The 18,654-nt window shown below is 63.4% G+C and carries 20 protein-coding genes; 9 read left to right on the top strand and 11 right to left on the bottom strand.

The annotated features are described in order from the left end of the window. Window positions 1-28 precede the first annotated feature (28 nt). Together urtE and ACIPZB_RS12045 are read left to right on the top strand one after the other, a co-directional pair. On the top strand, window positions 29-727 hold the full coding sequence (gene urtE, locus ACIPZB_RS12050; protein ID WP_400640359.1) for an urea ABC transporter ATP-binding subunit UrtE: 699 nt from the start codon (window positions 29-31) through the stop codon (window positions 725-727). A gap of 31 nt (window positions 728-758) precedes the next feature. Beyond that, complete coding sequence (locus ACIPZB_RS12045) at window positions 759-1,277, top strand: GNAT family N-acetyltransferase (protein WP_400640358.1); 519 nt, start codon at window positions 759-761, stop codon at window positions 1,275-1,277. A gap of 105 nt (window positions 1,278-1,382) precedes the next feature. Here the strand turns inward: ACIPZB_RS12045 and ACIPZB_RS12040 are convergent, their stop codons facing one another. Continuing rightward, on the bottom strand, window positions 1,383-1,688 hold the full coding sequence (locus ACIPZB_RS12040; protein ID WP_400640357.1) for a chaperone modulator CbpM: 306 nt from the start codon (window positions 1,686-1,688) through the stop codon (window positions 1,383-1,385). Window positions 1,689-1,690: 2 nt separating this feature from the next. Then, window positions 1,691-2,641 (bottom strand): curved DNA-binding protein, encoded by a 951-nt coding sequence (gene cbpA / locus ACIPZB_RS12035; RefSeq protein WP_400640356.1) that lies wholly within the window; start codon window positions 2,639-2,641, stop codon window positions 1,691-1,693. Window positions 2,642-2,806: 165 nt separating this feature from the next. Between cbpA and ACIPZB_RS12030 the strand changes: the two genes are divergently transcribed. After that, a complete protein-coding gene (locus tag ACIPZB_RS12030) occupies window positions 2,807-4,078 on the top strand; it encodes an Hsp70 family protein (RefSeq protein WP_400640355.1) in 1,272 nt (423 codons plus the stop codon). A gap of 120 nt (window positions 4,079-4,198) precedes the next feature. Here ACIPZB_RS12030 and ACIPZB_RS12025 read toward each other — a convergent pair whose 3' ends face one another. From ACIPZB_RS12025 to ACIPZB_RS12015, 3 genes are all read right to left on the bottom strand, one after another. After that, a complete protein-coding gene (locus ACIPZB_RS12025; protein ID WP_008089590.1) occupies window positions 4,199-5,206 on the bottom strand; it encodes an AI-2E family transporter in 1,008 nt (335 codons plus the stop codon). Window positions 5,207-5,276: 70 nt separating this feature from the next. After that, entirely contained in the window at window positions 5,277-5,561 is a 285-nt protein-coding gene (locus tag ACIPZB_RS12020; protein WP_008089589.1) for a PsiF family protein, read from the bottom strand. A 63-nt stretch (window positions 5,562-5,624) separates the two neighbouring features. Next, entirely contained in the window at window positions 5,625-6,413 is a 789-nt protein-coding gene (locus tag ACIPZB_RS12015; protein ID WP_400640354.1) for an AraC family transcriptional regulator, read from the bottom strand. Window positions 6,414-6,539: 126 nt separating this feature from the next. On the opposite strand from ACIPZB_RS12015, the gene ACIPZB_RS12010 reads away from it, so the two are divergent. After that, window positions 6,540-7,433, top strand: a complete 894-nt coding sequence (locus tag ACIPZB_RS12010; RefSeq protein WP_400640353.1) for a DMT family transporter — start codon at window positions 6,540-6,542, stop codon at window positions 7,431-7,433. Here the strand turns inward: ACIPZB_RS12010 and ACIPZB_RS12005 are convergent. Next, window positions 7,414-8,304 (bottom strand): alpha/beta fold hydrolase, encoded by an 891-nt coding sequence (locus ACIPZB_RS12005; protein WP_400640352.1) that lies wholly within the window; start codon window positions 8,302-8,304, stop codon window positions 7,414-7,416. The two genes, ACIPZB_RS12010 and ACIPZB_RS12005, sit on opposite strands and share 20 nt — an antisense overlap. A gap of 125 nt (window positions 8,305-8,429) precedes the next feature. Here ACIPZB_RS12005 and osmE point away from each other — a divergent pair, with 125 nt between their 5' ends. Beyond that, window positions 8,430-8,771: an osmotically-inducible lipoprotein OsmE gene (osmE, locus tag ACIPZB_RS12000; protein WP_400640351.1), complete on the top strand. Its 342-nt coding sequence runs from the start codon at window positions 8,430-8,432 to the stop codon at window positions 8,769-8,771. Between the two features lie 47 nt (window positions 8,772-8,818). Further along, a complete protein-coding gene (locus ACIPZB_RS11995) occupies window positions 8,819-9,349 on the top strand; it encodes a bacterioferritin (RefSeq protein WP_008089584.1) in 531 nt (176 codons plus the stop codon). Between the two features lie 125 nt (window positions 9,350-9,474). Here the strand turns inward: ACIPZB_RS11995 and ACIPZB_RS11990 are convergent, their stop codons facing one another. After that, complete coding sequence (locus tag ACIPZB_RS11990) at window positions 9,475-11,541, bottom strand: AsmA family protein (RefSeq protein WP_400640350.1); 2,067 nt, start codon at window positions 11,539-11,541, stop codon at window positions 9,475-9,477. Window positions 11,542-11,883: 342 nt separating this feature from the next. Here ACIPZB_RS11990 and ACIPZB_RS11985 point away from each other — a divergent pair, with 342 nt between their 5' ends. The 3 genes from ACIPZB_RS11985 to ACIPZB_RS11975 all read left to right on the top strand — a co-directional run bounded on the left by ACIPZB_RS11985 (window position 11,884) and on the right by ACIPZB_RS11975 (window position 14,189). Further along, the gene (locus ACIPZB_RS11985; protein ID WP_400640349.1) at window positions 11,884-12,291 is read left to right on the top strand and encodes a phage infection protein; all 408 of its coding nucleotides are present in this window, start codon (window positions 11,884-11,886) and stop codon (window positions 12,289-12,291) included. Window positions 12,292-12,412: 121 nt separating this feature from the next. Further along, window positions 12,413-13,048 carry an HTH-type transcriptional repressor FabR gene (gene fabR, locus ACIPZB_RS11980; protein ID WP_400640348.1) on the top strand — a complete coding sequence of 212 codons (636 nt, stop codon included), beginning with the start codon at window positions 12,413-12,415 and terminating at the stop codon, window positions 13,046-13,048. Between the two features lie 43 nt (window positions 13,049-13,091). Then, window positions 13,092-14,189 (top strand): AGE family epimerase/isomerase, encoded by a 1,098-nt coding sequence (locus ACIPZB_RS11975; protein WP_400640347.1) that lies wholly within the window; start codon window positions 13,092-13,094, stop codon window positions 14,187-14,189. A gap of 112 nt (window positions 14,190-14,301) precedes the next feature. On the opposite strand, the gene ACIPZB_RS11970 is transcribed toward ACIPZB_RS11975, so the two are convergent. The 4 genes from ACIPZB_RS11970 to livM all read right to left on the bottom strand — a co-directional run bounded on the left by ACIPZB_RS11970 (window position 14,302) and on the right by livM (window position 18,654). Then, on the bottom strand, window positions 14,302-15,069 hold the full coding sequence (locus tag ACIPZB_RS11970; protein WP_400640424.1) for an SDR family oxidoreductase: 768 nt from the start codon (window positions 15,067-15,069) through the stop codon (window positions 14,302-14,304). A 698-nt stretch (window positions 15,070-15,767) separates the two neighbouring features. After that, window positions 15,768-16,484 carry an ABC transporter ATP-binding protein gene (locus ACIPZB_RS11965; RefSeq protein ID WP_008089578.1) on the bottom strand — a complete coding sequence of 239 codons (717 nt, stop codon included), beginning with the start codon at window positions 16,482-16,484 and terminating at the stop codon, window positions 15,768-15,770. Beyond that, window positions 16,481-17,356 (bottom strand): ABC transporter ATP-binding protein, encoded by an 876-nt coding sequence (locus tag ACIPZB_RS11960; RefSeq protein WP_400640346.1) that lies wholly within the window; start codon window positions 17,354-17,356, stop codon window positions 16,481-16,483. Before ACIPZB_RS11960 ends, ACIPZB_RS11965 begins: the two co-directional genes overlap by 4 nt. Further along, a complete protein-coding gene (gene livM, locus ACIPZB_RS11955; RefSeq protein WP_400640345.1) occupies window positions 17,353-18,654 on the bottom strand; it encodes a high-affinity branched-chain amino acid ABC transporter permease LivM in 1,302 nt (433 codons plus the stop codon). The genes ACIPZB_RS11960 and livM overlap by 4 nt, the downstream gene beginning before the upstream one ends.

The raw sequence follows: 18,654 nt of genomic DNA, 5'->3' as shown, positions 1-18,654 counted from the left end.
CCACAGCAACAACTTCAGGAACTCTCACATGCTGAAAATCGACACCCTGCACCAATACTACGGCGGCAGCCATATCCTGCGCGGCCTGTCCTTCGAGGCCAAGGTCGGCGAAGTCACCTGCCTGCTCGGGCGCAACGGCGTGGGCAAGACCACCTTGCTGCGCTGCCTGATGGGCCTGGTGCCAACCCGCGAAGGTAGCGTCGAATGGGAAGGCAAGCCGATCACCACGCTCAAGCCGCAACAGCGGGTCCAGGCCGGCATCGCCTACGTCCCCCAGGGCCGCGAGATCTTCCCGCGCCTCACCGTCGAGGAAAACCTGCTGATGGGCCTGTCGCGCTTCCCTGCCCGAGAGGCGCGCGATGTTCCAACGTTCATCTACGAACTGTTCCCGGTCCTGGAACAGATGAAGCAACGCCGTGGGGGCGACCTGTCCGGCGGCCAGCAGCAACAGCTGGCCATCGGCCGCGCCCTGGCCAGCCGCCCACGCCTGCTGATCCTCGACGAACCGACCGAAGGCATCCAACCTTCGGTGATCAAGGAAATCGGCGCGGTCATCCAGCGCCTGGCCGAACGTGGCGACATGGCCATCCTGCTGGTAGAGCAGTTCTACGACTTCGCCGAGGCACTGGCCGACCAATACCTGGTCATGGCCCGTGGCGAGATCGTCCAGCGCGGGCGCGGTGAAAACATGCAGGCCGAGGGTGTGCGGGGGCTGGTAACCATTTAATCTGCAGCCATCGACCTTGCGAGACGCAGCAATGAGCCACGAAATCCGTGACGCCCTGGCCACCGACATACCGGGCATCCTTGAGATCTACAACGACGCGGTGCGCAACACGACGGCAATCTGGAACGAAACGCCGGTGGACCTCGCCAACCGTCAGGCCTGGTTCGAGGCGCGGGCACTGCAGGGTTATCCGATTCTGGTGGCGTTGGATGAAACGGGTGTACTGGGTTATGCCTCGTTTGGCGACTGGCGGCCGTTCGAGGGGTTTCGCCACACCGTGGAGCACTCGGTGTATGTCCGTGGCGACCAGCGTGGCAAAGGCCTGGGGCCGGCGCTGATGGCGGTGCTGATCGAGCGGGCGCGGGGGTGTGGCAAGCATGTGATGGTGGCGGCCATCGAGAGCGGCAATGAGGCGTCGGTGCGCCTGCATGAGCGGCTCGGGTTCGTGGTGACCGGGCAGATGCCGCAGGTGGGGGTGAAGTTCGGGCGCTGGCTGGATTTGACCTTCATGCAGCTGGTGTTGAGTCCGGGGGCTGAGCCGCTTTGCTGACTGTACCGGCCTCATCGCTGGCAAGCCAGCTCCCACACCGATCTCCAGCGCTACGGGATCGGTGTGGGAGCTGGCTTGCCAGCGATGAGGCCAGTGCAGCCACCCTCACATCTGGGTAAACCGCCCCAACCGCTGTCTCAGCATGCTGTTCTCACTGCGCAACTGCTGCACTTCCTGCAACAGCTCCAACGCCAGCGCCACCCCTTCCCATTCCAGCTCTAGCTCCCGATGCAGCTTCACCGCCCGCTTGGCCAAAAGCGGCGCCTGATCGTCGAACAACCACTCCTCCGGCGTTCGCCCCGAAGGTTCAACGATGCCGTGCTCGACGATCTCGACCACGAAGTCGGCCGTGATATCGGCCTCCTGGCAAAGGGTGCGCATGTCCAGTTGAACGATCAGGGTGCTGCTCATGATCACTTACTCCATTGTTTCCTCGGATCGAACGCAGCCTTCTCGGAGAGCTGGGTCCACAGTTCGCGGGCAGAAGCGTCGTTTGTCGGCGGCATGACCACCTTGAGCTGGGCGTAGAGGTTGCCGCGCTCGCCCTGCTTGTTCGCCAGGCCCATGCCCGGTACGCGCAGGCGCTGGCCGCTCTGGCTGTCGGGGCGGATGGTCAGGTTGATCTTGCCGGTCAGGGTCGGCACCGCTACCTTGGTGCCCAACGCGGCCTCCCACGGTGCCAACGGCACGGTGATGATCAGGTCATGACCTTCGACATCGAACAGCGGGTGGGGTGCCAGTCGGACGGTCAGGAACAGGTCGCCATTGGCCCCGCCGCCCACGCCCGGCGCACCCTGGCCCTTGAGGCGGATGCGCTCGCCATCGGTTACCCCGGCTGGAATCTTCACGTTCAGGGTCTTGGTGGTGAACCCGGTGCGCTGGCCGGCGGCGTTGGTCTGCGGCACCTGGAAGCTGATCTGCTTGGATTCCTTGCTCAGGGTTTCTTCAAGGAAGATCGCCAGTTCCAGTTCCACGTCCTGCCCTCGCCTGCCGGCGCTGCGTTGTTGCCGGGCGCCGCCGAACGGGCTGCCGCCGCGGGCGCCGAAGATCGAGCTGAAGAAGTCGGAGAAGTCGCCGCCTTCGAAGCCGCCGCCACCGCCACGGCTTTCCCAGCCCGGCGGTGCCTGGAAGGGCCGCCCGTGCTGGCCGCCGTATTTGCGGATCTCGTCGAACTCGGCGCGCTTCTGGGCATCGCCGAGCACCTCGTAGGCCTCATTGGCCTCCTTGAATTTCTCCTCGGCGTCCCGCTCCTTGCTGACATCCGGGTGATACTTACGCGCCAGCTTGCGGTACGCGGCCTTGATCGCCTTGTCGTCCGCCGTGGGCTCTACGCCGAGTATCTTGTAATAGTCTTTGAAGTCCATCTGTGGATCACCAATGTGAAATTGCGTGTTGCAACTGAAGATAGGGGTCAAGCATAGCCTTTCAAGGTGCGCTTGGCGTTGCTGCAAGGCAGACGACCGGTCTTGATTCTCTGGCCAACTGGCATAAACTGCGCGGCCGTTTTGCCTCCGGAAGCCTGTTTCCCCATGTCTGACGTATCCCCGGCCCGCGCCCTTGGCATCGACTTCGGCACCTCCAACTCCACGGTCGGCTGGCACCGCCCTGGCAGCGAGTCGCTGATCGCCCTGGAAGACGGCAAGATCACCTTGCCCTCGGTGGTCTTCTTCAATATCGAAGAGCGCCGCCCGGTGTATGGCCGCCTGGCGCTGCACGAATACCTGGAAGGCTACGAAGGCCGCCTGATGCGCTCGCTCAAGAGCCTGCTCGGGTCGAAGCTGATCAAGCACGACACCAGCGTGCTGGGCAGCGCCCTGCCATTCAAGGACCTGCTGGGCATGTTCATCGGCGAGCTGAAAAAGCGCGCCGAGGCCGATGCCGGCCGCGAATTCGATCAGGTGGTGCTGGGTCGCCCGGTATTCTTCGTCGACGAAGACCCGGCCGCCGACCAGGAGGCCGAGGACACCCTGGCCGACGTGGCGCGCAAGATCGGCTTCAAGGACGTGTCGTTCCAGTACGAACCCATTGCCGCGGCGTTCGACTACGAGTCGGGCATCAGCCGTGAAGAGCTGGTGCTCATCGTCGATATCGGCGGTGGTACCTCGGACTTTACCCTGATCCGCCTGTCGCCCGAGCGCCACCAGGTGGCCGAGCGCCAGAGCGACATCCTTGCCACCGGCGGCGTGCACATCGGCGGTACCGACTTCGACAAGCAGCTGAGCCTGCAGGGCGTGATGCCGCTGTTCGGCTATGGCAGCCGGATGAAGAGCGGCGCGCTGATGCCTACCAGCTATCACCTCAACCTGGCCACCTGGCACACCATCAACGCCCTGTACTCGCAGAAGTCGCAGCTGGCGCTGGGCAGCATGCGCTACGACATCGAGGACACCCTCGGCATCGACCGCCTGTTCAAGCTGATCGAGCAGCGCGCCGGGCACTGGCTGGCGATGGAAGTGGAGGCCAGCAAGATCGAGCTGACCGACCAGCAGAGCCGCCGCGTCGACCTGGGCCGTGTCGAGCGCGAGCTGGGCGTGGACCTCACCCGTGCGGTGTTCGAAGGGGCCATCGAGGGGCTGCTGGAGCGCGTGCGCGGCAGCGTGACCGAGCTGCTGGCCAAGGCCGGCGTGAGCGAAGGGCAGGTGGATACGGTGTTCTTCACCGGGGGTTCCAGCGGTATTCCGGCGCTGCGCAACAGCGTGGCGGCGATGCTGCCCAATGCTCGGCATGTGGAAGGCAACATCTTTGGCAGCATTGGTAGCGGCTTGGCGATCGAGGCGCGCAAGCGTTACGGGGCGGCCTGACCTATTTGGGGGCTGCTCTGCAGCCCTTTCGCGACACAAGGCCGCTCCTACAGGAGGACGCGGTCGTCTGTAGGAGCGGCCTTGTGTCGCGAAAGGGCCGCAAAGCGGCCCCAGCATTCGTCAAACCAGCTCCGCCCGCTTCAATTCACTCTTCAGGTAGGCGTAATAGATCGGCCCCGCCACCACCCCCGGCAGCCCGAACGCCGCCTCGAACACCAGCATCGCCAGCAACAGCTCCCACGCCTTGGCACTGATCTGCCCACCGACGATCCGCGCGTTGAGGAAATACTCGACCTTGTGGATGACGATCAGATACCCCAGCGCCGCCGCCGCCACCCAGATCGACAGCGACAGGCCGACGATGGTGATCAGGGTGTTGGACATCAGGTTGCCGATCACTGGCAACAGCCCCAGCAGGAAGGTCAGCACGATCAGCGTCTTGGTCAGCGGCAGGTGCACCCCGAACATGGGCATCACCACGGCCAGGAAGATACCGGTGAAGGCGGTATTGAGCAGCGAGATCTTGATCTGCGCGAACACGATGTTGCGAAACGCCTGCACCAGCAGGCTCAGCCGTTCGAACAGCGCGGCCGCCAGCGGCTTGCGCCGGGAAATGTCAGGGATGCGCTGCAGGGCGATGATGGCGCCCAGGATCATGCCGATCAACAGGGTCACGAACATGTGCGCCATGCCCTTGCCGACCAGTTGCAGATCGCTCAGGTGGCTCTTGATCCAGTCACCGATGGCCACCTTGAACTCGGCGGCGCTGGCCGGCAGGTAGGCCTCGATGAACGGCGGCAACTGGCCACGGGCACGCTCGACCAGGCCCATGAACTTGTCCAGCGAGGCGCCGGGGTTTTCCGCCTCGTGCAGCAGGAAGCTGAACGCGCCGGCGATCAGCAGCGTCAGGGTACTGACCACCAATGTGCCGAGCAGCGCCACCGCCAGCCAGCGCGCGCGCTGGCCGGCGATCAGCGGTTGTAGCCGTGGCGTGAGCATGTTGACCAGTTCGAACACCAGCAGGCCGGCCAGCAGGCTAGGCAGCAACTTCAGGGGCAGGGCCAGGAGCAACCCGGCCATCACGATGATCAGGCTGGCAAGGGTGATCTGGCGGGGGGTGAAGGTCATACAGCCTCGACGGCAGACAGCGGAAAGACCCGCAGTCTGCCAGCCTTGAAGCCAGAGGCATAGGCGCAGGTCATTTCTTCTTCAGGCAGTCGCTCATGAAGGCTTTGCGCTCGTCGCCCTTCAGGGCCTTGGTGGTGGCGTCAGCGTTGCAGGTCTTCATCTTTTCCTGCTGGGCAGTCGGAACGTCCTTCTTCAGGCAATTGCTCATGAACGCCTTGCGCTCGTCGCCCTTGAGCGCCTTGGCGCTGGCGTCGGCATTGCACGAGGTCATCTTTTCCTGTTGTGCGGTGGCGGCGAATCCTTGCGCGCTGAACAACACAGCCAACACCAGCAACGGCATTTGCAGCATCTTCATGGAGCGATCTCCTTTTCTCCGCGCCCGATGCACGGTGGTGCAGATCAGTGTAGACAAGATTTTTTACACGCCCGCCCGTGCCTGGCGGCGGTACTGTTCCGGGGTGCACTGGGCCTGGCGCTGGAACATGGCGATGAAGGCCGAGGCACTGCTGTAGCCCAGGTCGAAGGCGATTGCCTGAATCGATTGGCCGGCCTCCAGGGCTTCGATGGCACGCAAGAAACGCAGGCGCAGGCGCCATTCGCCAAAGCTGATGCCCAGCTCCCGCAGGAACTGGCGTGCCAGGGTGCGCTCGCTGACATGCACCTGCGCTGCCCACTCTGCCAGCGGGCGGTTGTCACCGGGTTCACCGCCGAGGGCGTCGAGCACCTGGCGCAAACCGTCGCTGCGGGCAAACGGCAGGTAGCAGGTCTGGGTCGGCGCCAGCAGCAATTGGTCGAGCAGTACCTGGACCAGGCGCTGGTCGCGTTCATCCTGTGCCACCTTGAGATCGCGCCGGGCGAAGTCGCCAAGGATGGCCTTGAGGATGTCGCTGATCACCAGGCTGCAAGGCTGTTGCGGCAAGTCGGCGCACAGGCTGCGGTCCAGATAGACCGAGCGGTAGATGATGGCCTGGGGGTTGTAGCAGCCATGCTCGGTGCCCGGCGGCACCCAGACCGCGTAGTGCGGAGGTGAAAGAAAGCGCTGGCCATCGACGTCCAGGTGCATGACGCCGTGGGCGGTGTAATTGAGCTGGCCCCAGGGGTGGCGATGCGGGGCACTGTGGGTATCGGCGCCGAATTCGTCGTGACGGAAGTACACCGTCGCCGGGAGCTGGTCGAACTGGGGGATGTCGAGGTATTTGCGGGCCATGGTGTCTGCTTGCAGGGGCAGGTTGTCTGGATGGAAGTATAGGCTTGCGAACGGACAGCGGATAATAGGCGCTTATCGGGGACTGCTCGGCGGCCCTTTCGCAACACCTCAGAGAATCACAGCTGTATGAATTACCTGTTCCCCCTCACCGCCATCCTGATCTGGGCCGGCAATACCGTAGTCACCAAACTGTCCGCCGGCGCCATCCACCCCGCCGAAATCGGCTTCTACCGCTGGCTGCTCGCCGGCCTGCTGTTCACCCCGTTCCTGCTGCCTGCGGTGTGGCGCAACCGCGCAGCCATCCGCCCGCACCTGGGCAAGGTGTTCGTCCTCGGCGTGCTGGGCATGGCCATCTACCAAAGCCTGGCGTACTTCGCCGCAAGCATTACCAGCGCCACCAACATGGGCATCATCCTGTCGCTGATGCCGTTGATGTCGCTGGCGCTGTCCATCGCCTGGCTGGGCCAGCGCCTGAGCTATGGCGCCTTGCTGGGTGCCCTGGTGTCGTTCTATGGGGTGCTCGAGGTGGTCAGCGCCGGCCACCCCGGCGCCCTGCTCGACCAGGGCCTGAACAGCGGCGACCTGCTGATGCTGGTGGCCACCCTGGCCTATGCCCTGTACAGCTTCCTGCTGAAGAAATGGCAGCTACGCCTGCCGCCCTTGCAGTTGCTGTACCTGCAGGTGCTGGTGGCAATCATCGTGCTGCTGCCGCTGTTCCTGCTTTCGGACAAGACCGGGCTGAATGCCCACAACGTCGGCCTGGTGCTGTATGCCTGCGTGCTGGCCTCGATGGTCGCACCGCTGGTATGGATGCAGGCCGTACACCGCCTTGGACCCAGCCGCACCACGCTGTTCTTCAACTTGCTGCCGGTGGTGACCGCGCTGATCGCCGCCGGCGTACTCGACGAACAACTGGCCAGCTACCACCTGATCGGCGGCCTGCTGACCCTGGCCGGCGTGGTCCTCGCCGAACGCTGGACCACCCCCGTGCGCCGTGGGGCTACAGCCCCGCAGCCTTGAGCCGAGCAGCGTGCTCGGTGAACAGGCGCACCGGCTCGGCGCCCTTGCCCACGGCGCCGAGCGACTGATTGACGATGTCCAGGTGGTCGAGCGGATAGTCGTCGCCAATCACCTGCCCCAGGTGTGAACTGAAGCGACCGACCATGCCGTCGCAGTGGCCCTTCTCCTTGACGAAGCTGCGCGCGAACAGACGGCAGAAGCGGTTGCTGCCGTCGAAGCGGTTGCGCCCCTGGTCGGTGAGCCCTGGCTGCAGGGTGCCCGACCAGGAGTAATAGCGCACGCCATTCACTTCGCCCGGCCCTTCACCGCCCCAGGTGTCGGGCAAGCCCTGTGGATAAGCCTGGTTGAACAGCGCCACCCCGGCGCTGGTCAGGGATTGGTGCGAGGCGTGCACATCGATCGGCAGCGGGTCGCGGCGCCAGCCGGTTTCCAGCCATACCAGCAGCACTGCCAGTCCATGCAACGCAGCTTTTAGCAGTCGCCCCCGGGCTGAGTCACCTGGCGCCGTGCGCTCCAGATGATCGGCCAGTTCAGAGCCGTGGTTAGGCCCGGCCACCGAGGTGACCGAGGCTATCCGATCAGGCCTTTTGGTAGCGGCGTAGCGAGCATCCAAGGCGCCCTGGCTATGGCCGATCAGATTGACCTTGTCGGTGCCGGTGCGCTGACAGATGTCCTCGATGATCGCCAGCAACTGCTCGCCGCGTACCTCGCTGGCATGCAGCGGCGAAACCTGTACCGGGAATACCTGCGCCCCGCCCTTGCGCAAGGCTGGCACGATGCCGAACCAGTAGGGGTAGAGCAGCACCCTGACGAAACCGAGCATGCCCGGCACCAGCACCAGCGGGTATCGCGTGGCCAATTCCTGCCCCATTGCCCCTGCCCCTTTTCCGTGGACGATCGGGCCACACTACAGCGGCCGCGATGACCATCGCAATCGAACTCCTGGCGCACGCTGCGGTTCCAAACCAGAACAGACCCTGTGCAAGGAGCGGGACCATGTACAAGCAGACCCTGGCAATCCTTCTGGCAAGCGCAACTCTGGCCGCCTGCGGCAGCCACCCGGAGAACCCGGTGGACTACGCCACCTACCACGACGAGCCGCTGGTCAAGCAGGTGGAAAAGGGCATGACCATGCAGAAAGTCATCGCCATCGGCGGCAGCCCATCCAACGTGATCGACTTGCCGCACGGGGGCACCTGCAACGACTACATCCTCAACCGCGACGGCCACCAGCAGCCTTACTACGTGCGTTTCGACGCCACCGGCCATGTCGATGCCAAGGGCTTCAAGACTTGCAAGCAACGAGAAGAGGACAGCGACGCCGTAAGAGGCGCGTGAGCCTGCCCACACCTTGACCCACCGTCCTGATCTGATTGGAGACAACCATGAGCAACGTTGAACTGACCGATGTGCAAACCCTGCGCAAGCGTGCGCGCGAGCATGTGGAACAAGGCGCGGTGACCGAGGGTTATCAGGCCGATCGCGAAAAGATCCTGCGCCTGCTCAACGAGTCGCTGGCCACCGAGTTGGTCTGCGTGCTGCGCTATAAGCGCCACTACTTCATGGCCAGCGGGATCAAGGCGAGCGTCGCGGCCGAAGAGTTTCTCGAGCATGCCACCCAGGAAGCGGAACACGCCGACAAGCTGGCCGAACGTATCGTGCAGCTGGGGGGAGAGCCGGACTTCAATCCGGACAACCTGACCAAGAATTCCCATGCTCAGTATGTGGCGGGCAGTTCGCTGAAGGAGATGGTGCTGGAAGACCTGGTAGCGGAGCGCATTGCGATCGACAGCTACCGGGAGATCATTCAGTTCATTGGGGATACCGACCCGACCACGCGGCGGATCTTCGAGGACATTCTGGCGCAGGAAGAAGAGCACGCGGACGATATGTCCGACTTGTTGCAGGGGTTGTAATCGCGAGGGGCTGCGTTGCAGCCCAATCGCCGGCAAGCCGGCTCCCACAGGTACTCCACAGCTTTCGAAGCCTGTGCTGTACCTGTGGGAGCCGGCTTGCCGGCGATTGGGCCGCAAAGCGGCCCCTATTTCTTGCCCTTCACCGCAGCCGGCGCCTTGCCAGCTTTCATCTGCTGCAGCAAAGGCGTGCACTGATTAGGCTCATCACCACTGCTCGGCGCCACCAATGCCAGCAACCCCGCCGCCGGCCCCGCGAGCACCCCCAGCGCCACCATCCCTGCACCGCGCAAGGCCAGCGGCACCGCCTGCACACCCGCACTGGGCTTGGCGAACGGCCCGCGCACATACAGCGGCGAACGCAGCGAGAACAGCCGCACACCCTTGGACTCAGGGGTGATCTTCAGGTCCAGCTGTTCACTGGCGAAATTGGCCGTGCCATTGATGTAGATGATCGCGTTCTCGGTATCGAAGATGAACAGGCGCGTGGTCGCCAGCCCATCCTTGATCCCGACATCCGCCGCCGCGCAATTGATCTTCACGTCCTCGTCACCAAACAGCTTGCCGATCACATAGTTGCCGACGTTGAGCCCGGCTATCTCCATCAGGCTGCGGCTGATCGCGCCATCGTTGATCAGCATGCGCAGGTCGCCATTGGCCGTGCCCAGCAAAGCCGCCACCGAATTACCCCGACCGCTGATGTCGGCATCGCCGTTAAGCTCGCCAAAGCTGGTTTGCATGGGCGCGAAGCTTGGGAACAGCTGCTTGAGCTTCATGTCGCGCGCGGTCAGCTGGGCGCGGCCTTGCAGGGGGACGCTGCGCCCGTCCAGGCGAATGTTCGAGGCCAGGTTGCCGCCTGCCACACCAAAACGCAGCGGCTCCAGGCGCAGCAGGCCGTCTTCGAGGATCACGTGGGCAGACAAGTCATTGAACGGCAGCTGTTCGCTGTGGACGATGCGTTTGCCGGCGAAGGTGACATCGGCATCCATGGCGCGCCAGCGTTCGGTGCGGAACTCCTCTACCGGCAGCACCTTGCCCGCAGGCTGTTTGCTGGCGCCGCCACGGGCCTTCTGTTCAGCGTTCGAGTCGGCACCGATCAGCGGCGCCAGGTCCTTGAACAGCAGTTGGTTTGAGACCAGCTTGCCCATCAGCTTGGGCCGTGGCTGGCTGGCGACGAAGGCCAGGTCGCCATGGATGTCACTGTTGCCGATCTTGCCGTTGAAACCCTGGTAATTGAAGGTCGCCCCCTCGGCAGCATGCAGGTTGGCCGTGAGGTGGCCATCGGTGTTGTAGGGCGGGGTATCTGGCAGGGTTACGCCCGTCAGCGGGTACAGGTTGCCCAGGCTGGCGCCGGCCAGGCGCAGGCGCAGGTCCAGGGCGCCCAGGTTGCGCGGGTCGGTCAGGGTGCCGGCCACTACCACGTGGGTGTCACCAATGCGCACATCGCCCTGCAGTGGGAACGGCTGGCTGGCATCCTGCAGCGCGAGCAGGCCGCCAATCTTGCCCGTCCCGGACACGGGCTGGCCCTTGTAACGGCCTTGGGCCTTGAACCCAAAGGCGTAGTCCTGGGCGCCAACGGCTTTTTCCGCACGGGCCTTGCCGACGATATCGCTGAACGGGATCGGCTTGCCCAGGGGGTCGATCTGCACCTTCATGCTGGTCTTCAGGGTCTGGTCGTCGAAGCTGACATTACCTTGGTCGAAACCGATGGCGCCGATATCCAGTTGCCAATTGGAGGGTTCGGCATGCTCGTCCTTGGGCCCGAAGTCAAACGTCCAGTTGGCCCGGCCATCGGCCAGGCGGGTAAGGCTGGCGGTGGGTTTGACCAGATCGATGCGCGGGATGACGATCTGCTGGAACAGCAATGGCACCATCGCCAGGCGGAACTCGACGCGCTCCAGGCTGGCCATTCGCGGTTCCTTGAGCCAGCCAGGGTTGCCCATGGTCAGGTCTTCGGCAATGAAGTGCGGCAAGGGCACCCATCCGCGCCAGCCACCCTCTTCGGGTTCGATACGCCAGTGCACGGCAAGGTTGCCGTTGATGGCGAACGGCCGCTGGAGAGCCTCTGAGACCTTCTCGTTGAGCAGCGGCTTGACGCGGTTCCAGTCGAAGGTGGCGATCACCACCACCAGTATCGCCAACAGGGTCAGCAGGGTGGTGAGGGTCCAGACGATGATTCTGGCAGGACGCGTCATTGCGTAGTTCTCCTGACGACATGGCACGAAGCGGGCGCAGTGATGGCACTCAATATCTCGGACTGATGAAAACCCGTGGGGTTTTATCGGTGGCGTGCATGATAGCGAAGTTTTTCCCTGCTTCTGGCTCCTCTATTGGTCTTGGCAAGGCTGGCGAAGGGCCCGACGGTGCTACCGGCCAATAGCCATCAACCGCGTCGAAACGAGCGCAATAGAGCGCTTGAGAATCTCTATCAATGCGGTCGATTGTTACCATTACCCGTATGAACTTCTCTCTCGCGCTCCCCGGCGTAGCATTGGCTTCGTACCCACTTTCCAGCCCCGCCGAGGAGCACCGCCATCATGAAACGCCACCTGCTGACCCTGACCCTGTCCATCCTGGCTGCCAACGCCTTTGCCGTCCCAGCCGCCGACCAGCACCTGACCGCCGAATCGCGTTCCAGCGCCGCTGAAGTTGCCCAGCCGCTGAAAACGGTTGCCGAAGGTGGCTCGGATCGATTGATCGAACGTAGTGGCCGTGTAGCTGAAGGTGGCTCGGACCGCCTGATCGAACGCAGTGGCCGCGTCGCCGAAGGTGGCTCGGACCGCCTGATCGAACGCAGTGGCCGCGTTGCCGAAGGTGGCTCGGACCGCCTGATCGAACGCAGTGGCCGCGTCGCTGAAGGTGGCTCGGATCGCCTGATCGAACGTAGTGGCCACGTCGCCGAAGGTGGCTCGGACCGTCTGGTTGAAATCAGCCGTGTGAGCTGATCACCATGGCCGAAAACTACAACCTGCATCACAGTGCCTGCTCCCCTCCCAGCCCGGTCCATTGACCGGGCTTCGTTTTTTTATCTAGAGTGCCCAGCCTCACCGTCTCAGAATTCCTGCCATGCTGCCCCGCGCCGAACAAAAGCAACAGACCCGCCAGGCCCTGCTCGATGCTGCCTGCCAGCTCATGGAGAGTGGTCGCGGCTTCGGCAGCATCAGCCTGCGAGAAGTCGCCAGAGCGGCAGGTATCGTCCCCACTGGCTTCTACCGGCACTTCACCGACATGGACGCCCTGGGCCTTGCCCTGGTCGCCGAAGTCGATACCACCTTTCGCCAGACCATCCGCCTGGTACGCCAGAACGAATTCGAACTCGGCGGCATTACCGACGCCTCGGTGCGGATCTTTCTCGACGTGGTAGCGGCCCACCGCGCGCAGTTCCTGTTCCTCGCCCGCGAGCAGTACGGTGGTTCGCAAGCGGTCCGCCAAGCCATTGCCCGCCTGCGCCAGGACATCAGCAACGACCTCTCCACCGACCTTGCGCGCATGAAGCGCTGGCAACACCTGGACAGCGCCGCTTTGGCGGTGATGGCCGACCTGGTGGTCAAGACCGTGTTCGCCACCCTGCCCGAGTTGATCGACAGCCCTGAGCAAGGTTATCCACAGGCGTTGACGGCGCAGGAGAAGATCACCCAGCAATTGCGCTTCATCTTCGTCGGCGCGCGGCATTGGCAAGGGCTGGGCAACCCACAACCCTAGTTCTGCTACCATGGCGCCCTGCCCGACAGCGACGAGCGCCCACATGCCCAACCCCCGCCCCACCCTGCCCGAACTGGCCCGCTTCAACCAGCACTTCGCCGAACGTATCGTGCCGCTGTGGCAAGGCCCGGGCTGGAATGTCGACCTGGCCCTGCCCTATGAAGCGCTGGACGACCAGCACCGCCCGCTGCCGGTCCAGCGCTACCGGGCCATGGCCTGTGCGCGTCAGTTGTACCTGTTCAGCAGCCGTATCGAGCAACCGGGCGCCGCCGAGCGCGCCGCGGCGCTGTTCCGCTCGCTGCAGCGGCATTTCCATGACGCCGAGAACGGTGGCTGGTTCTACAGCATCGACGCCGACGGCAAGCCGCTGGATCGACGCAAGGACCTCTACACCCACGCCTTCATCGTCTTCGCCTGCGCACATTACTGGGGCAAGGTGCATGAGAGCCTGGTGGAATCGGCGCTGAATGCTGCGCTGGAGATCGTCGCCGAGCAGTTCGCCCGCGACGATGGACTGTACGAGGCGAGCCTGGGCGAGGACTGGTCCGACCTCAGCAGCGGGCCACTGCAGAACCCGCAAATGCACCTCGCCGAGGCCTTCCTGCAAGTGCTCGCCGTGCGTGAAGATGAAGACGTGCAACAGGACCTTCTGCAACTGTGTGAAGCGCTGCAGGCGCACTTCGTCGAACCGCAGCATGGGCTGATGCTGGAGAAGCCACGGGGTGCTGTGGATAACTGGTTCGAGCCGGGCCATCAGTTCGAATGGTTCTACCTGCTGGAAACTTCGCCGCTGCTACGGGGTACGTCGCTGCATGCGTCCATCGAGCGTGCGTTCGGCTATGCCGAGCGATGCGGGGTACAGAATGCGGCGGTGCTGGCGATGCTCGATGTGGATGGCAAGGTGATCGATGCTACCCAGCGGATCTGGGCGCAGGCGGAGTATCTGCGGGCGCTGGTGTTGCGGGCGGGGAGTGAAGCGAAGCTGGCTGAGCAGTTGCAGGCGATGGAGCAGCGGTTCCTGCATGAAGGTGGCTGGTATGAGTGCCGGGATGGGGAAGGCGCTGTGAGCCGGCACGATATGCCTTCGACGACGCCCTATCACCTGGCAACCTGCCTGGAAGGGTTGCAGCGCCTGAGCTGACGCCATCGCCGCGGTTCGTCGCCACGACAAGCCGGCTCCCACAGAGACCGCAGCGCTGCAAATCCTGTGGGAGCCGGCTTGCCGGCGATTGGGCCGCAAAGCGGCCCCAGTTTCACCCCTTGACCGAACGGTCGATCGAAAACCCTGCCCAGTCCTGGCTCACCGGCATCAGTTCCAAACTGTTGATGTTGATGTGCGCCGGCTGGTTGAGGATCCAGAAGATGGTCTCGGCGATATCCTGCGGCTGGATCGGCTCGACACCGGCATAGGTGGCGTCGTACTTGGCCTGGTCCCCACCGAAACGCACCAGCGAGAACTCGCTCTCGCACATCCCCGGCTCGATGTTGCTCACACGCACCCCGGTACCACGCAGGTCACAGCGCAGGCTCAGCGAGAACTGACCGACGAAGGCCTTGGTACCGCCATACACGTTGCTGCCCAGGTACGGGTAGTTGCCCGCCACGGAACCGACGTTGAGGATCGACGCCCCTCGGCCGTGGGCGATCAGGCGTGGCAACAGCAGTCGAGTCGTGTACATCAGGCCCTTGATGTTGGTGTCGACCATGGTCTCCCAGTCATCCAGGCTGCAGTTCTGCGCCGCATCCACGCCCAGTGCCAAACCGGCGTTGTTGACCAGGCCGCGCAGCTTGTCGAAGCCGGCCGGTAAAGTGGCGATCGCTTGTTCCATGGCCTTGCGGTCGCGCACGTCGAGCACCAGGCCATGCACTTCGGTCTTGGCCGACAGCTCGGCGCACAGCGCGTCCAGGCGTTCCTTGCGGCGCCCGGTGAGCACCAGCTTCCAGCCAGCGTCGGCAAAACGGCGGGCGGTGGCTTCGCCAAAACCGGAAGTCGCGCCAGTGATGAATACGGTGGACGTCATGCTCTGTTCCTCGCGGGGGATAGTCGTCGGCAGGCCTTGCAGCATGCCTTCGCTTGGGCCTGGCAGCAAGGTATCAACGTAGCTGGTCATTTTTTGTACATACTCGCAGAACCCTTGCTGCAGAGGCCTTCGCGCCAGCTATACGCATGTTATCCACAAGCCTTTCCCCACGGATTGGGGGCAACTTGTCCGCCTAGCGGAACCCTTTCAGCGAAATGCGGTCGGCGTCAGGTTTGACGGTGATGGCTCAAGGCTTTCAAGCATGCCGCTTGCAGCGGACTGTCCAAGGGTTTCTCACAGAATTATCCACAGGAATGAGGACACTCGACCGCATGTTTGGCCTGTGCAAAAAAAGCTTGAAAAATCATCCACAAAGGAAAGCTGATCAAAATATGATCAGACTCTTGCAGACCTTGAAATCAAAGGGGTTTAGCGAGGTGCCACCATGTTTTCCACAGGCGGTTCCACATTATCCGTGGAAAAAATACAGCTTGTGGAAACAAGGGCTTGCGAGGGCTATGTGGTGTGGTTCGAGAAAGATATGCGACAAGTTGTCCACATCCGTTTGGCTGGAAAACCTAGGGGCTGCCTTGCAGCCCAATCGCTGGCAAGCCAGCTCCCACAGGTTAAGTGTCGCTGCAATACCTGTGGGAGCCGGCTTGCCGGCGATTGGGCCGCAAAGCGGCCCCAAACAACACTCAGTGCCCGCCCAGGTAAGCGCTACGCACCTCTTCGTTCACCAGCAACTCCTGCCCCGTACCGGTCATGCGGATCTGTCCGTTGACCATCACATACGCCCGGTCGGACAGCTTCAATGCATGGTTGGCGTTCTGCTCCACCAGGAAGATGGTCATCCCGGTCTTGGCCAGTTCACGCAGGGTCGCGAAGATCTGCTTGACCACGATCGGCGCCAACCCCAGCGAAGGCTCATCGAGCAACAACAACTTGGGCCGGCTCATCAACGCCCGGGCAATGGCGAGCATCTGCTGCTCGCCACCGGACATGGTCATGGCCCGCTGGTTACGCCGCTCCTTCAGGCGCGGAAACAGCTCGAACATGCGCTGCATGTCCTCATTGGCAAATTTGTCGCCGATGGGGATGGTGCCCATCATCAGGTTTTCCTCGACGGTCATGTCGGGGAACACCCGGCGCCCTTCCGGTGACTGGGCGATGCCGTTGGAAGCGATGTAGTGCGACGACTTGCGGGTGATGTCAGTACCGCGATAGACGATGTGCCCGGACGCCGCACGCGGCTGGCCGAAGATCGACATCAGCAGCGTCGACTTGCCGGCACCGTTGGCGCCGATCAGGCTCACCGTCTCACCCTCGTTGATGTGCATCGAGACTTTCTTCAGCGCCTGGATCGGCCCGTAGAACACGTCCAGTTCCTTCAGTTCGAGAATGGGTGCACTCATACCAGTTCCTCTTCGTCGGCACCCAGGTAGGCGGCGATCACCGTCGGGTTGTGGCGGATATCCTGCGGCGCGCCTTCGGCGATCACGTTGCCGTGGTCGAGCACGACGATATGGTCGGAGATGCTCATGACCATGCCCATGTCGTGTTCGATCAGCACCACGGTGATGTCGTGCTCGTCACGCAGCACGCGGATCATGCGGCTCAGCGCTTCGGTCTCCTGCGGGTTGAGGCCCGCGGCCGGCTCGTCGAGGCAGATGATCTTCGGCCGTGTGCACATGGCCCGGGCGATTTCCAGACGGCGCTGCTGCCCGTAGGACAACTCACCGGCCAGGCGGTTGGCGCAGTCGACCAGGTCGACCACCTCCAGCCAGTAGAACGCGTGGTCCAGGGCGTCGCTCTCCGCCTTGCGGTAGGCCTTGGTGTTGAGCACCCCGGCCAGCAGGTTGCGGTTGACCCACATGTGCTGGGCCACCAGCAGGTTCTCCACCACCGACATTTCCTTGAACAGGCGAATGTTCTGGAAAGTCCGGGCGAGGCCTGCCCGGTTCACCAGGTGGGTACCGCCGAACATCTTGTAGTACAGGCGATTGGCAAACTTCGCCGGCGACACGAAGTCGGTTGCCTGGAAGCGCTCGCCCAGCAGCTGGACGACGTTGGTGTGGCTACCGCGCACGTTCAGCTCGATACGCCCGCCACTGGCCTTGTAGAAACCGGTGAGGCAGTTGAACACCGTGGTCTTGCCGGCACCGTTGGGGCCGATCAGGGCGAAGATCTGGTTGCGCTTGACCTTGAGGCTGACATCGCTGAGCGCCTTGATGCCACCGAACTGCATCATCAGGTTGTCGACCGAGAGAATGATTTCGTCGCTCATGGCGCCACTCCTTTACGCGGGGTCACACCGGTACGGCTGATGCGGATCAGCCCACGCGGTCGCCAGATCATCATCAGCACCATCAGCACGCCGAACAGCAGCACCCGGTATTCGGAGAAGCTGCGCAGCAGCTCCGGCGCCACGGTCAGCACGAATGCCGCGATCACCACGCCGACGGTCGAGCCCATGCCCCCGAGCACGACGATGGCCAGAATCAGCGCCGACTCGAAGAAGGTGAACGACGACGGGTTGACGAAGCCCTGGTAGGTGGCGAAGAACACCCCGGCAAGGCCGGCGGTGGAAGCGCCCAGGGTGAATGCCGAGAGCTTGACCAGTACGTGGTTCAGGCCCATCGAGCGGCAGGCGATCTCGTCCTCGCGCAGTGCTTCCCAGGCGCGGCCGACCGGCATGCGGGTCAGCCGGTGCTTGACGTACAGCACCGCCAGCACCACCAGGAACAGCACCGCGTAGATGAACACGAATTTCAGGTTGGCGTTGTAGTCGATGCCGAGAAACTCATGGATTGGCGTACCACCGTCCTTGGCCCGCCGGCCGAATTCCAGGCCGAAGAAGGTCGGCGACGGCGCCGGCATGCCGTTCGGGCCACCGGTGAACGACAGCCAGTTGTTCAGCACCAGGCGGATGATCTCGCCAAAGCCCAGGGTCACGATCGCCAGGTAGTCACCGTGCATGCGCAACACCGGGAAGCCGAGTATGCATCCCGCCAGGGCTGCCGCGATGGCCGCCAGCGGCAGCACGCTCCAGAAGCCCAGGCCGAGGTACTGGTAACCCAGCGCCAGGCCATAGGCACCGATGGCGTAGAACGCCACGTAACCCAGGTCGAGCAGGCCCGCCAGGCCGACCACGATGTTCAGGCCGAGGCCCAGCAGCACGTAGATCAGGCCGAGGATGACCACGGTCAGCAGGTACTTGTTGGCGAAGATCGGGAAGACGATGGCGATCACGATCAGCGCCGGGATGATGTAGCGCAGGCGCGACTTGTAGTCCGGTGCGTTCACGTGCACGCCCGAGCCACCGCTGTCGAACCCCTGGAGCATGCGCCGCCCGGATGCGCTCTGCAGGTACAGGCTGAGCAGGAAACGCCCGACCATGACCCCGCCGACCAGCCAGGCGACACGGCGGGGTTCGGCATTGAAGGTGTAGCCGTCGAGCACTACGCCGACTACCGGGCCGAAGACAATGAGCGCCAGCAAGCCGGCGACGATGGTCTCCAGCAAGCTGCGTTTGAGATCGAAACCGTTGGTTTCGGAAACAGGGGCAGTTTTGGCAACGGACAT

This window comes from Pseudomonas sp. NPDC089396, assembly GCF_044749545.1.
In the GTDB taxonomy this organism is placed as follows: domain Bacteria; phylum Pseudomonadota; class Gammaproteobacteria; order Pseudomonadales; family Pseudomonadaceae; genus Aquipseudomonas.
Note: the sequence above shows the minus strand (reverse complement) of the source record. Positions and strands in the feature narration are given on the sequence as shown.

Excerpts from the sequence above, each read along its gene's own strand:
- urtE (WP_400640359.1), top strand. The coding sequence starts at position 29 with ATGCTGAAAATCGACACCCTGCACCAATACTACGGCGGCAGCCATATC.
- ACIPZB_RS12045 (WP_400640358.1), top strand. The coding sequence starts at position 759 with ATGAGCCACGAAATCCGTGACGCCCTGGCCACCGACATACCGGGCATC.
- ACIPZB_RS12040 (WP_400640357.1), bottom strand. The coding sequence starts at position 1,688 with ATGAGCAGCACCCTGATCGTTCAACTGGACATGCGCACCCTTTGCCAG.
- cbpA (WP_400640356.1), bottom strand. The coding sequence starts at position 2,641 with ATGGACTTCAAAGACTATTACAAGATACTCGGCGTAGAGCCCACGGCG.
- ACIPZB_RS12030 (WP_400640355.1), top strand. The coding sequence starts at position 2,807 with ATGTCTGACGTATCCCCGGCCCGCGCCCTTGGCATCGACTTCGGCACC.
- ACIPZB_RS12025 (WP_008089590.1), bottom strand. The coding sequence starts at position 5,206 with ATGACCTTCACCCCCCGCCAGATCACCCTTGCCAGCCTGATCATCGTG.
- ACIPZB_RS12020 (WP_008089589.1), bottom strand. The coding sequence starts at position 5,561 with ATGAAGATGCTGCAAATGCCGTTGCTGGTGTTGGCTGTGTTGTTCAGC.
- ACIPZB_RS12015 (WP_400640354.1), bottom strand. The coding sequence starts at position 6,413 with ATGGCCCGCAAATACCTCGACATCCCCCAGTTCGACCAGCTCCCGGCG.
- ACIPZB_RS12010 (WP_400640353.1), top strand. The coding sequence starts at position 6,540 with ATGAATTACCTGTTCCCCCTCACCGCCATCCTGATCTGGGCCGGCAAT.
- ACIPZB_RS12005 (WP_400640352.1), bottom strand. The coding sequence starts at position 8,304 with ATGGGGCAGGAATTGGCCACGCGATACCCGCTGGTGCTGGTGCCGGGC.
- osmE (WP_400640351.1), top strand. The coding sequence starts at position 8,430 with ATGTACAAGCAGACCCTGGCAATCCTTCTGGCAAGCGCAACTCTGGCC.
- ACIPZB_RS11995 (WP_008089584.1), top strand. The coding sequence starts at position 8,819 with ATGAGCAACGTTGAACTGACCGATGTGCAAACCCTGCGCAAGCGTGCG.
- ACIPZB_RS11990 (WP_400640350.1), bottom strand. The coding sequence starts at position 11,541 with ATGACGCGTCCTGCCAGAATCATCGTCTGGACCCTCACCACCCTGCTG.
- ACIPZB_RS11985 (WP_400640349.1), top strand. The coding sequence starts at position 11,884 with ATGAAACGCCACCTGCTGACCCTGACCCTGTCCATCCTGGCTGCCAAC.
- fabR (WP_400640348.1), top strand. The coding sequence starts at position 12,413 with ATGCTGCCCCGCGCCGAACAAAAGCAACAGACCCGCCAGGCCCTGCTC.
- ACIPZB_RS11975 (WP_400640347.1), top strand. The coding sequence starts at position 13,092 with ATGCCCAACCCCCGCCCCACCCTGCCCGAACTGGCCCGCTTCAACCAG.
- ACIPZB_RS11970 (WP_400640424.1), bottom strand. The coding sequence starts at position 15,069 with ATGACGTCCACCGTATTCATCACTGGCGCGACTTCCGGTTTTGGCGAA.
- ACIPZB_RS11965 (WP_008089578.1), bottom strand. The coding sequence starts at position 16,484 with ATGAGTGCACCCATTCTCGAACTGAAGGAACTGGACGTGTTCTACGGG.
- ACIPZB_RS11960 (WP_400640346.1), bottom strand. The coding sequence starts at position 17,356 with ATGAGCGACGAAATCATTCTCTCGGTCGACAACCTGATGATGCAGTTC.
- livM (WP_400640345.1), bottom strand. The coding sequence starts at position 18,654 with ATGTCCGTTGCCAAAACTGCCCCTGTTTCCGAAACCAACGGTTTCGAT.